Source organism: Streptomyces sp. NPDC001002 (genome assembly GCF_053599215.1).
The window spans coordinates 87,013-100,475 of sequence record NZ_JBSFLV010000015.1; the positions used below are offsets into that span (position 1 = coordinate 87,013).

A 13,463-nucleotide genomic window follows, 5' to 3' on the forward strand; every position below is an offset into this window, starting at 1 on the left:
CGACGCCGGGCGGGTATGGCTCTGTGACTGCTGCCCCCTTACGGTCCAGGGGCCGTGGGGGGATCCCCACCCGGCAGCAGCGTTCCGGGCGTGGCCGCGGCCACGTCCACGGCCTCGGTCCTGGGACTGCGCTGCTCCCGCCGGGACACCCATCCCGCGAACCAGGAGAGCAGCATGCACATCCCGATGTAGATCGGTGAGATCACCAGCACCACGGGGATGAACGGCAAATCGTAGTCCAGGTTGGAGGCGATGAGCTTGCCGGCATGGAGGAACTCCTCGTAGGTGATGAGGTATCCGAGGGAGGTGTCCTTCAGGGCCACCACCAACTGGCTGATGATGGCGGGCAGCATCGCCCGCACCGCCTGTGGCACCAACACATGGGCCATGACCTGGGACTTGCGCATCCCGAGCGCGAACGCGGCCTCCCGCTGGCCGCGTTCGACGCTGCCGATGCCCGAGCGGAAGACCTCCGCGAGCACCGAGCCGTTGTAGAGGGTGAGTCCGGCGACCAGCGCGGGCAGCGGCTGCACCTTCAGCGCCACGAAGACGAAGAAGATCATGACCAGTACGGGCATGGCCCGGAAGAACTCCACGAGCACGGTGGCCAGCCAGCGCACCGGACGGTGGTCCGACAGCCGCCCCGCCGCGAGCAGTCCGCCGAGCGCCAGCGACAGGGCGCCCGCGATCGCGAAGGCCTTCAGCGTGTTGCCCAGGCCCCGCAGCAGGAGTTCCTGAATTCCCTTGTACTCGAAGGGCATCCACTTCGTGTACGTGAACTGCCCGGTGTCGAACAGGAGATAGAGGATCCAGCCCAGCAGGCCGAGGATCACGACGGTGGACAGGACACCGTAGGCGAGGTGCCGTTGCCGGGTCCGGGGGCCCGGGATGTCGTAGAGGGCGGAGGCTTCGGTCATCGGGCGATACCCCACTTCCGCTCCAGCACGTTGAACAGGGCGCTGATGGCGAGGGTGATGATCAGGTAGCCGACGGCGATCCAGACGAAGGTCCAGACGATGTTGTAGCCGAGCTCGCTGAGCGTCTTGTAGGTGCCGAGCAGTTCGGTGACGCTGAACGCGCCCGCGATCGCGGAGTTCTTGGCCAGCGCGATGAGCGTGGAGCCGACCGGCGGGATCACCGAGCGGAACGCCTGCGGCAGCACGACCAGACCGAGTGTCTGCCCGAAGGTCATGCCGAGACTGCGGGCCGCCTCGCCCTGCCCCTTGGGCACGGTGTTGATGCCGGAGCGCAGCGCCTCGCAGATGAACGCCGAGGTGTAGCAGCCCAGGGCGAGGATCGCGAACACCTGGAAGGGCAGCACGAGTCCGAAGCGCGGCAGGCCGAGCAGCACCGCGAAGAACAGCAGGGTGAGCGGGGTGTTGCGCAGGACGGTCACCCAGGCGGTGCCGAAGACCCGGAAGGACCCGACGGGCGCGACCCGGAAGGACGCCATGACGAAACCGAGGACCAGCGCCAACACCGAGGAGTACACGGTGAGTTCGACCGTGCCGAGGAAGCCGTCGCCGTAGGTGGAGAAGTTGTCCGTGAGTACGTTCATGAGGCGGCCCGGTAGCGGTCGATCGCGGGCGGGGTAGGCGCGGGGACGCCGGACAGGCCGAGCGTGGCCTCGTACGCCTTCTTCCAGTCGCCGTTCTTCTCGCGTGCCTCAAGGGCGTCGTCGAGGGCGAGGCGCAGGGCGTTGTCGGAGTGCGGGACGCCGATGCCGTACGGCTCCTTCGAGAACGGCCTGCCGACGACCTTGAGTTCGTCGGGCACCTTCGCCGCGTAGCCGATGAGGATGGCGTCGTCGGTGGTGACCGCGTCCACCTGGTAGGTCAGCAGGTTGTCGACGCAGACCGAGTAGGTGTCGTAGGCGACGAGTTCGGCCTTCGGGTAGTCGTCCTTGATGCGCTGGTACGGCGTCGAACCGGCCGCCGAGCAGACGCGCTTGCCGTCGAGGTCCTGGGGGCCGTGGATGTCGTGCTCGTCGGTGCGGACCAGGAGGGACTGACCGGCCATGTAGTAGGGGCCGGCGAATCCGACGAGCTTTTTGCGGTTGTCGTTGATGGTGTAGGTGCCGACGTAGTAGTCGATCTGCCCGTTCTGCAGGGCAGTTTCACGGTTGGCGGAGGCGATCGTCTTGAAACGGACCGACTTCGGGGCGAGGCCGAGGGAGGCCGACATCATCTTGGCGATCTCGATGTCGAAGCCGGAGTAGGTGCCGGTCGCCGGGTCCTTCTCGCCGAGATAGGGCTGGTCCTCCTTGGCGCCGACGACGAAGTGGCCGCGCTTCTTCGCCCGCTTCCAGGTCTTGGACGAGGTCAGCTGAAAGCCTTGCGCCACCCGGTAGTCGGGGAGCCGGTCGGCGGCCGGTCCCTTGCTGGGCGGACTGCCTTCCTTGCCGCAGGCCGCCGCGAGCAGCGCCACGGACACGGCCAGGGCCGTGCGCACACGTGTGGTACGGAACATGGATCGCACTCCCCCGCTCAGTGCTTGAGGATCTTTGACAGGAAGTCCTTCGCGCGCTCGCTGCGCGGGTTGGTGAAGAACTCCTCGGGGGTGCGGTCCTCCACGATCCGGCCGTCGGCCATGAACACGACGCGGTGCGCGGCGGATCGGGCGAAGCCCATCTCGTGGGTGACGACGACCATCGTCATGCCGTCGCGCGCCAACTGCCGCATGACCTCAAGGACTTCATTGATCATCTCGGGGTCGAGGGCAGAGGTGGGCTCGTCGAACAGCAGCGCCTTGGGCTCCATGGCGAGGGCCCGGGCGATGGCCACGCGCTGCTGCTGACCGCCGGAGAGCTGCGCGGGGTACTTGGGTGCCTGAGAGGCGAGGCCGACGCGGTCGAGCAAGTCGAGGGAGCGTTTGTCGGCGTCCTCGCGCTTGCGGCGGCGCACCTTCGTCTGGGCCAGCGAGACGTTCTGCAGGACCGTCTTGTGGGCGAAGAGGTTGAAGGACTGGAAGACCATGCCGACGTCGGCGCGGAGCCTGGCGAGCGACTTGCCCTCCTCGGGCAACGGCCGTCCGTCCAGCAGGATGGTGCCGGACTGGATGGTCTCGAGGCGGTTGACCGTCCTGCACAGTGTCGACTTCCCCGACCCCGAAGGGCCGATGACCACGACCACCTCCCCCTTGCCGACGGTGAGGTTGATGTCCTGCAGGACATGCAGCTCCCCGTAGTACTTGTTGACGTCACGCAGTTCGATCAACGGATCGACGGCCATTCGCAGCCCTACTCACTCTCAGCTGTGTCGTGGTTGCCGCAAACTATCCACACCGGAGAGGAGTTAACGCACGACACGCACTTTTCGGGCATTAGCCGTATTTACGTCGAACTACGGGTCAAAGGTTCACACCTCGGCGACCTCCGCGTACAGCTGGGAGAGTTCGGGAACTCCGGTGTCCGCCCAGTCGTGGCCGGACTCGACGACGTCGAACTCGCGCCCGGACTCAAGCCGGACGACGGGCTGGCCGTCCTCCCGGATCTCCCAGGCGGCGCCGGCCACCGTGCGCACGATGACGGTGCCCAGATAGAGGCCGGCATCGTTGCCGAGCCACGGCAGTGTCTCCGCGTCGTCCCGCCAGCGCGGCAGCAGTTGGTCGAGGGCCTCCAGCGAGGCCACGGTGTCGTCGAGCCGGACGCCCTCCTGGGACGCCTGTGAGCGGAGCAGTTCGCATTCGGAGAGGAGTTCGCCGACGCCCTCCGCGTCATGCACCGGGGGGACCTCGCGACGCTTGCCCAGGAAAGGGATGTTCATACGTTCAGCCTCGCATCGGGTACCGCCCGGGCACCACAGGCGCGCGGGCCATGGATTCGGCAAGAAGGAGGGCGTGCCGCCGAGCGGTGCCCGGCCCGCGAGTGTCGCCCGCACATCGCTGTGACCTCCCCTTACCGTCTGCACGTCACTGATCACTGTGCGAAGGGAGACCGGGCGTGCGCCGACGGTCGCTGGGACGAAGAATCACCGCCGTCGCGGTCGTGCTGCTCGGTCTGGTCGCGGTGGCCGGGCCCGCGAGCGCTCAGGCCACGGGCCACTCGGCGTCGGCTCGGGCCGAGGAGTCGCTCCCGCTGGAGCAGCTCTTCGACAACACGGCCGTCAGCGACGACACCCTTCCGAGCTCGGCGGACTTCGACGGCTCGGGCGCCTCGCTGTCGGCGCCCGACCTCACGGCCGCGGGCTGGACACCCGGCCGCACGCTGACCGTGCAGGGCGCCGACCTGACCTGGCCCGACCGGCAGCCCGGCGAGCCGGACAACGTAAGCGCCGCCGGCCAGTCCGTCCTCCTGACCGGCACCGGCGACGCGCTCGCCTTCCTGACGACGGCCACGGGCGGCAAGGCGGCGAGCGGCTCGGGCACGGTCTCGTACGCCGACGGCAGCTCATCCGCGTACCGGCTGACCGCCCCCGACTGGCGCACCGGCCCCACCGCCACCAAGGCCGTCACCCTCCCCCACGTGAACACGCCCGCCGGTCAACTCACCACGCAGGCACGGCTGTACGTCGTCACCGTGCCGATCGTGCCGGGGCGCGCGGTCGTCTCGGTGCGGCTGCCGAGCGTGGCGGGGCTGCATGTGTTCGCGTTGACCGTGCGGGCCAAGTCCGCGGGCTGGACGGGGAGTTGGACGGCCTCGACGTCCGGGTATCCGGCGGTGGGGCCGTGGACCGACCGGACGCTGCGGCTCGTGGTGCACACCTCGGTGGGCGGGCCGCGGGTGCGGCTGCGGTTCGACAACACCTTCGCGGCGGCGCCGGTACGGATCGGTAGCGCGACGGTGGCCGTGCAGTCGGCGGGGGCGACCGCGCGGGACGTGCCGGTCGCGCTGTCCTTCGGGGGCGCGCCGGGCGTCGAAGTCCCAGCCGGGGCACAGACGTTCACCGATCCGCTCGGCTTCGAGGTGCCCGCCGACGCCAACCTGCTGGTGAGCTTCCACCTCCCGGACACGGAGGCGACGGTGGCCGAGCACCGGCTCGCCAAGCAGCGCTCGTACCTGAGCACTCCGGGCGACCACACGGCGGACAGCGCGTCGACGGCGTTCACGACGACCCTGACCACCTGGCCGCTGCTGACCGGTGTGGACGTGAGCGGTGGGCCCGGATCGGTGGTGCTGCTCGGGGACTCGATCACCGACGGCGCCGGGTCGACGACGGACTCCAACCGGCGATGGCCGAACGCGCTGGCCACCCGGCTCCTGGCGCAGAGCGCGGTGCCTCGGTACGGGGTGCTGAACCAGGGGATCTCCGGCAACCGCGTGGTCGCCGAGATCTACCACGGCGAAGGGATCTCCACCGACGCCACCGGCGTCACCGCCCTCAACCGCCTCGACCGGGACGTCCTCGCCCAGACCTCGGTGCGGACGGTGATCGTCTTCGAGGGCATCAACGACGTGCGCTGGCAGGCGACGGCCGCGCAAGTGGTCGCGGGGCTGCGGGAGATCGCGGAGCGCGGGCACGAGCGGGGGCTGCGGATGCTGGTAGCCACGATCCTGCCCTGCGCGGGCGAGGCGCGGTGCACGGCCGCCGTCGACACCCAGCGGGTCGCCGTCAACGCCTGGATCCGGGCCACCGACGTGTTCGACGGCGTCCTCGACTTCGACGCGGCGCTGCGCGACCCCGCACAGCCGGCCCGCCTGCTGCCCGCGTACGACGGCGGCGACCACCTGCATCCGGGAGAGACGGGTCTTGCCGCGCTGGCGGGGGCGGTGGACCTGACGCTCCTGTGACGGCCCCTGAGGGTCCGCCGGAGTGCCGACCTCGCCGCTACGGCACGTCCAGGTCGACCACCACGGGCGCGTGGTCCGAGGCGCCCTTGCCCTTGCGCTCCTCGCGGTCCACGTAGGAGTCGGTGACCGCCTTGGCGAACGGCTCGTTGCCGTACACCAGGTCGATGCGCATGCCCCGGTTCTTGGGGAAGGCGAGCTGGCGGTAGTCCCAGTACGTGTACGGGTGGTCGTACTTGAGGGGCCTCGGTACGACGTCCGCGAGGCCGGCCTCGCGCAGGGCGGCGAGGGCGGCGCGCTCGGGCGCGGTGACGTGGGTGAGGCCCTCGAAGGCGGCCACGTCGTAGACGTCGTCGTCCGTCGGCGCCACGTTGTAGTCGCCCAGGATCGCGAAGGGGCGGCTGCCGGTGGCGTCGCCCGCGACGGCCGCCTTGAGGGCTTCGAACCACTGGAGCTTGTAGGCGTAGTGGGGGTGGTCCACCTCGCGTCCGTTCGGCACGTACACCGACCAGACGCGGACTCCGCCGCAGGTCGCCGAGACCGCGCGGGGCTCCTCGGCGCCGTCGTACTCGGGACCGCCCGGCAGGCCCTTGACGACGTCCTCCAGGCCCACCCGGGAGAGCACCGCCACGCCGTTCCACCGGCCGGTCGCGTTGACCGCCGCCTCGTAGCCCAGCTCGCGCAGCTGGTCGAACGGGAACTGCGCCTCGGCCAGCTTGGCCTCCTGGAGGCACAGCACGTCCGTGCCGCTGCTCTCCAGCCAGGCCAGCAGCCTCGGCAGGCGGGCGGTGATCGAGTTCACGTTCCAGGTCGCGATACGCATGCCTCACAACCTACCGGGCGGGTCTGACAACCCGGTCTCAGACCTCCGCGGAGGCCCCCGGCGCGAGCCGAAGATGCTCCGCGCCGCCGAGCGCGCCGATCTGGTGGTCGTAGATCGGGCGGGCCAGGTCGGCGAGGAGGGCGTCGTGAATGTCGTACGCGCGCTGCGGCTTCACCTCGCGGACGTACTCGATGACCTCGGAGATCTTGTTCCAGGGCGCCATCACGGGGAGCATCAGCGTCTCGACCGGCTGGTCGGGGACGGTGAGGGCGTCGCCGGGGTGGAAGACCTGGCCGCCGTCGACGAGGTAGCCGACGTTGGTGATGCGCGGGATGTCCGGGTGGATCACCGCGTGCAGTTCGCCGTGGACCTGGACGTCGAAGCCGGCGGCGGTGAAGGTGTCGCCGTGGCCGACGGTGTGCACTCGGCCAGGGAACGCGGCCGACAGCTGCTGGGCCACGGAGGCGAGGGTCCAGATCTCGACGGCGGGGTCGGCGTCCAGGGCCGCCCGCAGCTTGCCCTCGTCGAAGTGGTCGGGGTGCTCGTGCGTGACCAGGATCGCGTCCGCGCCGGCGGTTGAGTCCTCCTCGCTGAACACTCCGGGGTCCAGGACGAGCGTCCGACCGCCCTTTTCGAGACGTACGCACGCGTGCGACTTCTTCGTGAGCTTCATGGTTCCCATCCTGCCGCTTCGCGCGCGAGGGCGGGCGGTCGAGGGTGGTGCCATCGCTGCCAGGTTGCGCCTACGACGATGGCGGCGGCCGGTCACTCCGTCGGGGTCGTCTCCTCCCGGATGACCTGCTGCGCCACCTTGAAGGCGCTGTTCGCGGCGGGCACTCCGCAGTAGACGGCCGCCTGGAGGAGCACCTCTTTGATCTCGACGGGGGTCAGGCCGTTGCGCAGGGCGGCTCTGGTGTGGAAGGCCAGCTCGTCGAGGTGACCGCCGGCGACCAGGGCGGTGAGGGTGACACAGCTGCGCGAGCGCCGGTCGAGACCGGGCCGGTCCCAGATCTCGCCCCACGCGTACCGGGTGATGAACTCCTGGAAGTCGCCGGAGAACTCGTCGGCCTGCGCCAGCGCCCGGTCGACGTGCGCGTCGCCGAGCACCTCCCGGCGGACCTTGATCCCGGCGTCGTACGGATCGGGCCGCCCGGTCGGCACGGCGTGCGGCGGCACGACGGCGGCGGGGGCGATCTCGGCGATCGGCGTGGCCTGGAGGGGCGGCGCGCTGAGGACGGGCTTGACCGGGACCGGCGGGATGGCCATCTGGCCGGTGGAGGAGTCGAAGGCGGGCTGCCAGGCGGTGGAGAAGTGCCGGACCAGGAGGTCGGTGACCGCGGCGGGCTGTTCGACCGGGACCAGGTGGGAGGCGCCGGGGACGACGGCGAGCCGGGCGTCCGGTATGCCGGCCACCAGCGTGCGGGCCTCGGCGGGACCGGTGACCTGGTCGTCCGAGCCGACCAGGACCAGGGTCGGCACACCGATCCGCGACAGCTCGGACCGCACGTCGAACGCGGCGAGCGCCTCGCAGGCGGCGATGTAGCAGCCGGGGTCGGTGGTCCGCACCATCTGTACGGCCCAGTCGGTGATCGCGGGCTGCGCGGCGGCGAACCCGCTGGTGAACCAGCGGTCGGGGGAGGTACGGGCGATGGGGTCGAGCCCGTTCGTGCGCACGATCACCCCCCGCTGCCTGAACTCGTCGGCCGTGCCGAAGCGCGGCGAGGCGGCGAGCAGCGCGAGCGAGGCGACCCGCTCCGGGTGGCGCAGCGCCAGCTCCATGCCGACCGCGCCGGCGAACGCGCAGCCCGCGTACCCGAAGCGCTGCACGCCGAGCGCATCGAGGGTGGCCAGCAGCCGGGCGGCGAGATCCGACACCGAACCGGCCGGGTAGGCGGGCGCCCCGCCGTGTCCGGGCAGGTCGTAGCGGAACACGCGCCACTGCTTCACCAGCTCGGGAATCTGGCGATCCCACATGTGCCATGTGGTGCCGAGCGACGGCCCCAAGATCAGGACCGGAGCTTCTTCTGGCCCGTCAAAGCGGTACTGCAAGGGCGCGGCAGTCGTGTCACTCACTCGACTCACGCTCTCATATCTCACGATTTCTCACGCGCCTGGGTCGCAACCCCGCGCAAGCCATCCCAGGTTGTGGTGGCCTCGCGAAGATCCTGTACGCCGTCGTCGCGTGGCCGTTCACCAGCGGGCGGAGCCGAAGTCCTGCGTCCAGTAGTCGCCGGGCCCGGCGCGGCCGACGCCGATCTCCTTGAACCGGCAGTTCAGTATGTTGGCCCGGTGCCGACTGCTGTGCATCCAGCCGGCCATGACGGCCTCGGGCGTGGGATAACCGGAGGCTATGTTCTCGCCGCCCGCGCTCCAGGCGTAGCCGACCCGTGCGTATCGGTCGACCAGGGTCGACCCGTCGGAGCCCCGGTGGGACAGCTTCTGGTGCGCGGCCATGTCCCGGCTGTGGCTCCGGGCGGCCCTGCCGAGCTTCCGGTCGACCGTCAACGCGGCGCAACCTGCCTTCGCGCGCTCGCTGTTGACGAGCGCGACCAGGGTTGCGCGGTCACCGGCCGCGGCGGCCGGGGGCACCGTCAGAGCGACCATGGCCACGAAGGCCACCAGAGCCACGGCCGCTGCCCGGCCGTGCTTCCTGTACGGATTCGTCACGCGGCTCCCCGTCTGTCCGGCCCGTGCTTCGAGTATCGGAGGTCGGAGGAAGGCGGGGGTCAAGTGGCCGAACAGGCACGGAAGTTGACCGCACCATGCCTGCGACCGACGCCCTGAGACCCATTGGCCGACGTCATGTGATCCTCTGCCCGGCGCCGAGCGCTCCGCGGTCAGAGGTCGTTCGGTGAACCCAGCCCCGTCAGGGCGCCCACCGGGTCCAGGTCGGGGGTGCCTCGGGGCCACCAGTCGTCGTCGCCCGGTTCGGACTCGTAGGCGTACCAGAGGCCGTCGCGGCCCAGTCGGAGCTGGACGTGGCCGCGGGGGTGGGTGAGGTGGTTGTGCCACGGGCGGAATGCGGGGAGGTCGGCGGCGAGGAGGAGAGGGCGGGCCCGGTCGAAGCGGCCGGCCGGTGGGTCCCAGGGCTCTTCGAGGACGGCCAGTCCTTCCAGCCCACCCTGCCGCCAGGCGGCGACCGCGCGTGCCAGGTCGGCCGGGGTGCGGTCGGCGGCTTTGGCGAGGGAGGCGTAGAGCGCGCGGGTGCCCGCGGTGAGGCCGGAGCCGGGCCGGGCGGCGGCGAGCCGGACCGCGTCCTGCCACAGCGTCAGCTCCGCCACCGGATCGCGACCGGTGCTGAGCAGGGCATGGGCGCGCGCTGCCGCGTCGGTCGCCAACTGGTCCAGCGCGAAGGGGTCCGGCCCACCCGGGGCCGCCGGATAGACCGGGGGCTGTTCGGGATGCGCCGGCGCGGGCAACGGGTGCGGCAGGCGCGGGAGTTCGCGCCGGGCGATGGCCTCACTTGCGCGGACGCCGGGGACGGGTGCGGGTTCCTGGTCCCGCGCGGCACGGGCCGCCCGGGTGGCGCTCAGCCGGGAGAGCGCGTCGAGCAACTCCCGCTCACCGCGCCCGCGCAGCAGGAGCAGTACGAAGGGGTCGGCGTCGAGCAGTCGTGCCGTCTGGTAGCAGAGCGCGGCGGCGTGCTTGCAGGGGTGGCCCCGGTCGGGGCAACTGCAGTGCGGTTCGAGATCGCCCGCCTCGGGCAGCAGCGGCACCCCGCAGTCGGCGAGCGAGTGGGGCAACTCCTTGTCCAGCAGCGCGGCGATGTGCCCGGGACGCTCGGCGGCCGCGTCCAGGAACAGCTCCCAGTCCTGGTCGGACAGCGTGCGCAGCCGCACCTGCACGCGGTACGGACGCGGCCGGCTGCCCTGCACGTACGCGAGGACGAGTCCGGGCGTCACCGTGATGGCGTCCACGTGTCCCTGCGTGGCATAACTCCGCCCGCGCACCAGCCGCTTGACGTCCAGCGCGCCCTCTTCCAAGGCGGTGACCCAGGCATTGCCCCACCACGTCTCGGCGAAGCGGGCACCGGCCTCGACATCAGCTTTGGCCTCGACGTCGGCTTTGGCCTCGGCCCGGTTCGGGAGCGCCGGGAAGGTGCGGCGCAGCTCTCCGTCGCGGGTGGGGGCGGCCATCGAGCGGAGGAGGAGGTGTGTGGCGGGGTCGGGTTCAGAAGTGTCGGTCGGGGGCGCGGGTGCGGATGCGGACACTGAGGACGCACGGTCCCAGTCCTGCCGACGCTCCGAACTCTCCTTGTCCGTCCGGTCGTTGGAGTCGTGCTCCGTCCCTGCGGACTCGTACTCCGTGTCGTCATCAGGCATGCGGAAGGCACCGGCGAGCAACTCCCGTACGTCCCGCGCCTGTACGCCGCTGGACCGACGGTTCGTGGAGGGGGGCGCGGGATGACGTTGCCGTCGAGCGGCGATCTCGGCTCCCGTCTGCCCGGCTCCGGTCTGCCCGGCTTCCGTGCGAGCCTGCCGCGCCTCGCTGCGAGCGGCCCGCAGGGCCTCGCGCACGGCATCGGCGGGACGCGTAGTCGGGGCGGGACCGTCGGCCGGGGCGTCCGCGACCGACTCTGGATCGCCGTCCTCTAGGCCGCTCTTGGCAGAGACCGCCTGCCGCAGCGCCTCCCGGGCGGCATCTCCGGGTCGTGTCACCTCGGCGGTCTCCGGAGCGGGCTCGGGGGCGACCTGTTCCGGGTCCGGGGCCGGGGCCGACCCGGGCTCCGGCTGAGGCTCCTCCGTCGGCGCCGCCTCCCGTGCTTCCCGCTCCTCCCGCGCCGCCCGCAGCGCGATCCGGACCCTGTCGGCCGGGCTGGGGGTCATGACGGCCTCCGCAGGGACACCAGGTCGGACAGCTCGCGGTCGGTCAGTTCCGTGAGGGCCGACTCGCCGGAGCCGAGGATCGCGTCGGCCAGGGCGCGCTTGGCCTCCAGCATCTCGGCGATGCGGTCCTCGACCGTGCCCTCGGTGATGAGGCGGTGCACCTGGACGGGCTGGGTCTGGCCGATGCGGTAGGCGCGGTCGGTGGCCTGCTCCTCCACCGCCGGGTTCCACCAGCGGTCGAAGTGGACGACGTGGCCCGCGCGTGTGAGGTTCAGGCCGGTGCCCGCGGCCTTCAGGGACAGGACGAGGACCGGTGTGGCTCCGTCCTGGAAGCGGTCCACCATGCGTTCGCGCTCCGGCACCGGCGTGCCGCCGTGGAGAAGTTCCACCGGGACCGCGCGGGCGCCGAGGTGGGAGGTGATCAGGCGGGCCATCCCGACGTACTGCGTGAAGACGATCGCTGAGCCGTCCTCGGCCAGGACCGTGTCCAACAGCTCGTCGAGCAGGGCGAGTTTGCCGGAGCGGGCGAGCAGTCCGTCGACGCGCGCCTCCTCCTTCAGATACAGCGCGGGGTGGTCGCAGATCTGCTTCAGCGCGCCGAGGAGCTTGAGCACCAGGCCGCGGCGCGCGATGCCCTCGGTGGTCTCGATGGCCAGCATGGACTCCCGCACCACTGCCTCGTACAGCGCGGCCTGTTCGCGGGTGAGCGGCACCGGGTGGTCGGTCTCCGTCTTGGGCGGCAGTTCGGGGACGATGCCGGGGTCGGACTTCTTGCGGCGCAGGAGGAACGGTCGGACCAGACGGGCCAGGCGGGTCACCGCCTCCTCGTCCTCGCCGTTCTCCACCGCGCGCGCGTGCCGGGCGCGGAAGGACTTCAGGGGGCCGAGGAGTCCGGGTGTCGTCCAGTCGAGGAGGGCCCACAGCTCGGAGAGGTTGTTCTCCACCGGGGTGCCGGTGAGGGCCACGCGCGCGGGGGACGGGATCGTGCGCAGGGCCTTCGCCGTCGCCGAGTAGGGGTTCTTGACGTGCTGCGCCTCGTCCGCGACGACCATGCCCCAGCGCTGCTCGGCAAGCCGCGGTGCCGCCGTCCGCATGGTGCCGTACGTCGTCAGGACGAAGCCGCCGGTCACCTCGTCCAGCGAGCGGTCCGGGCCGTGGAAGCGGCGGACGGGGACGCCGGGGGCGAACCGGGTGATCTCCCGCTGCCAGTTGCCGAGCAGGGAGGCGGGGCAGATCACCAACGTCGGCTCGCTGCGCGCGCGTTTGAGGTGCAGGGCGATGAGCGTGATCGTCTTGCCGAGGCCCATGTCGTCGGCGAGGCAGCCGCCGAGGCCCAGGCTGGTCATGAGGTCGAGCCAGGCCAGGCCCCGGAGTTGGTAGTCCCGCAGCCGGGCGTCGAGTCCGGGCGGGGGCTCGGCCGGGAGCACTCCGGTGGTCAGGCGGTCGCGCAGGACGGCCAGGGCGCCGACCGGCACCGCCTCGACGGTCTCGCCGTCCACCTCCGCGCTGCCGGTGAGCGCGACGGAGAGGGCGTCGACCGGGTCGAGGAGGCCCAGTTCGCGCTTGCGGGCCTTGCGGACCAGGGCCGGATCGACGAGCACCCACTGGTCCCGCAACCGCACGACCGGTCGGTGCGCCTCGGCCAGCGCGTCCATCTCGGCCTCGCTGAGCGGGTCGCCGCCCAGGGCCAACTGCCAGCGGAACTGGAGCAGTTCCTCGCTCTCGAAGAAGCCCGTGCCGTCGGTCGCCGAGCCGGGGGCCGACCTGACCACCGCGGCCGCCGAGAGGTCCTGGGCGAGGTCCCGTGGCCAGTGCACCGCGACTCCGGCCGCCGCGAGCCGGGTCGCCGCCACGCCGAGCAGGTCGCCCAACTCCTCGTCGGACAGGGCCAGTACGGCCGGCACATCCTGCTCTGCGAGGCGGTCCAGGGGCGGCCAGATGCGCGCCGCGCGCCGCACGGCGAGGGCCGCGTCCACGCGCGCGCGTGGCCCGAAGATGCTCACCGCGGCGACCTGGCCGAGTGCGTTCCAGTCCAAATCCATGTCGAGTCTCCCTCGCTCAGGCGGCGGTGCCGACGTGGGTCGGTGCC

Annotated in this window: 11 protein-coding genes and 1 pseudogene; 1 reads left to right on the top strand and 11 read right to left on the bottom strand. The window is 71.4% G+C overall.

The features are described 5' to 3' along the window. Nucleotides 1-38 precede the first annotated feature (38 nt). From ACWDR3_RS10330 to ACWDR3_RS10350, 5 genes are all read right to left on the bottom strand, one after another. Nucleotides 39-917, bottom strand: a complete 879-nt coding sequence (locus ACWDR3_RS10330) for an amino acid ABC transporter permease (RefSeq protein WP_450352037.1) — start codon at nucleotides 915-917, stop codon at nucleotides 39-41. Beyond that, nucleotides 914-1,558: an amino acid ABC transporter permease gene (locus ACWDR3_RS10335; protein ID WP_450352038.1), complete on the bottom strand. Its 645-nt coding sequence runs from the start codon at nucleotides 1,556-1,558 to the stop codon at nucleotides 914-916. The genes ACWDR3_RS10330 and ACWDR3_RS10335 overlap by 4 nt, the downstream gene beginning before the upstream one ends. Then, entirely contained in the window at nucleotides 1,555-2,469 is a 915-nt protein-coding gene (locus ACWDR3_RS10340) for a glutamate ABC transporter substrate-binding protein (RefSeq protein WP_450352039.1), read from the bottom strand. Before ACWDR3_RS10340 ends, ACWDR3_RS10335 begins: the two co-directional genes overlap by 4 nt. A gap of 17 nt (nucleotides 2,470-2,486) precedes the next feature. Next, nucleotides 2,487-3,230: an amino acid ABC transporter ATP-binding protein gene (locus tag ACWDR3_RS10345; RefSeq protein WP_450352040.1), complete on the bottom strand. Its 744-nt coding sequence runs from the start codon at nucleotides 3,228-3,230 to the stop codon at nucleotides 2,487-2,489. Between the two features lie 126 nt (nucleotides 3,231-3,356). Further along, on the bottom strand, nucleotides 3,357-3,764 hold the full coding sequence (locus ACWDR3_RS10350; protein ID WP_402345636.1) for a DUF6278 family protein: 408 nt from the start codon (nucleotides 3,762-3,764) through the stop codon (nucleotides 3,357-3,359). 176 nt (nucleotides 3,765-3,940) lie between these two features. Between ACWDR3_RS10350 and ACWDR3_RS10355 the strand changes: the two genes are divergently transcribed. Then, on the top strand, nucleotides 3,941-5,728 hold the full coding sequence (locus tag ACWDR3_RS10355; RefSeq protein WP_450352041.1) for a GDSL-type esterase/lipase family protein: 1,788 nt from the start codon (nucleotides 3,941-3,943) through the stop codon (nucleotides 5,726-5,728). Between the two features lie 37 nt (nucleotides 5,729-5,765). On the opposite strand, the gene ACWDR3_RS10360 is transcribed toward ACWDR3_RS10355, so the two are convergent. From ACWDR3_RS10360 to ACWDR3_RS10385, 6 genes and pseudogenes are all read right to left on the bottom strand, one after another. Further along, entirely contained in the window at nucleotides 5,766-6,548 is a 783-nt protein-coding gene (locus ACWDR3_RS10360) for an exodeoxyribonuclease III (RefSeq protein ID WP_450352042.1), read from the bottom strand. 37 nt (nucleotides 6,549-6,585) lie between these two features. Continuing rightward, nucleotides 6,586-7,221, bottom strand: coding sequence for an MBL fold metallo-hydrolase (locus tag ACWDR3_RS10365; RefSeq protein ID WP_450352043.1), 636 nt, complete (start codon nucleotides 7,219-7,221; stop codon nucleotides 6,586-6,588). Between the two features lie 92 nt (nucleotides 7,222-7,313). Continuing rightward, nucleotides 7,314-8,621 carry a bifunctional 3-oxoadipate enol-lactonase/4-carboxymuconolactone decarboxylase PcaDC gene (gene pcaDC, locus ACWDR3_RS10370; protein WP_450352044.1) on the bottom strand — a complete coding sequence of 436 codons (1,308 nt, stop codon included), beginning with the start codon at nucleotides 8,619-8,621 and terminating at the stop codon, nucleotides 7,314-7,316. A 117-nt stretch (nucleotides 8,622-8,738) separates the two neighbouring features. After that, nucleotides 8,739-9,215 (bottom strand): CAP domain-containing protein, encoded by a 477-nt coding sequence (locus tag ACWDR3_RS10375; RefSeq protein WP_450352045.1) that lies wholly within the window; start codon nucleotides 9,213-9,215, stop codon nucleotides 8,739-8,741. Between the two features lie 170 nt (nucleotides 9,216-9,385). After that, nucleotides 9,386-11,374: an SWIM zinc finger family protein gene (locus ACWDR3_RS10380; protein WP_450352046.1), complete on the bottom strand. Its 1,989-nt coding sequence runs from the start codon at nucleotides 11,372-11,374 to the stop codon at nucleotides 9,386-9,388. After that, nucleotides 11,371-13,374 (bottom strand): annotated as a pseudogene (locus ACWDR3_RS10385) (DEAD/DEAH box helicase); the annotation flags it as partial. The pseudogene ACWDR3_RS10385 and the gene ACWDR3_RS10380, both read right to left, overlap by 4 nt. Nucleotides 13,375-13,463: the final 89 nt, after the last annotated feature.

What these genes read in the sequence shown, in the direction of transcription:
- ACWDR3_RS10360 (WP_450352042.1), bottom strand. Translation starts at nt 6,548, where the DNA reads ATGCGTATCGCGACCTGGAACGTGAACTCGATCACCGCCCGCCTGCCG.
- ACWDR3_RS10340 (WP_450352039.1), bottom strand. Translation starts at nt 2,469, where the DNA reads ATGTTCCGTACCACACGTGTGCGCACGGCCCTGGCCGTGTCCGTGGCG.
- ACWDR3_RS10345 (WP_450352040.1), bottom strand. Translation starts at nt 3,230, where the DNA reads ATGGCCGTCGATCCGTTGATCGAACTGCGTGACGTCAACAAGTACTAC.
- ACWDR3_RS10335 (WP_450352038.1), bottom strand. Translation starts at nt 1,558, where the DNA reads ATGAACGTACTCACGGACAACTTCTCCACCTACGGCGACGGCTTCCTC.
- ACWDR3_RS10350 (WP_402345636.1), bottom strand. Translation starts at nt 3,764, where the DNA reads ATGAACATCCCTTTCCTGGGCAAGCGTCGCGAGGTCCCCCCGGTGCAT.
- ACWDR3_RS10330 (WP_450352037.1), bottom strand. Translation starts at nt 917, where the DNA reads ATGACCGAAGCCTCCGCCCTCTACGACATCCCGGGCCCCCGGACCCGG.
- ACWDR3_RS10365 (WP_450352043.1), bottom strand. Translation starts at nt 7,221, where the DNA reads ATGAAGCTCACGAAGAAGTCGCACGCGTGCGTACGTCTCGAAAAGGGC.
- ACWDR3_RS10380 (WP_450352046.1), bottom strand. Translation starts at nt 11,374, where the DNA reads ATGACCCCCAGCCCGGCCGACAGGGTCCGGATCGCGCTGCGGGCGGCG.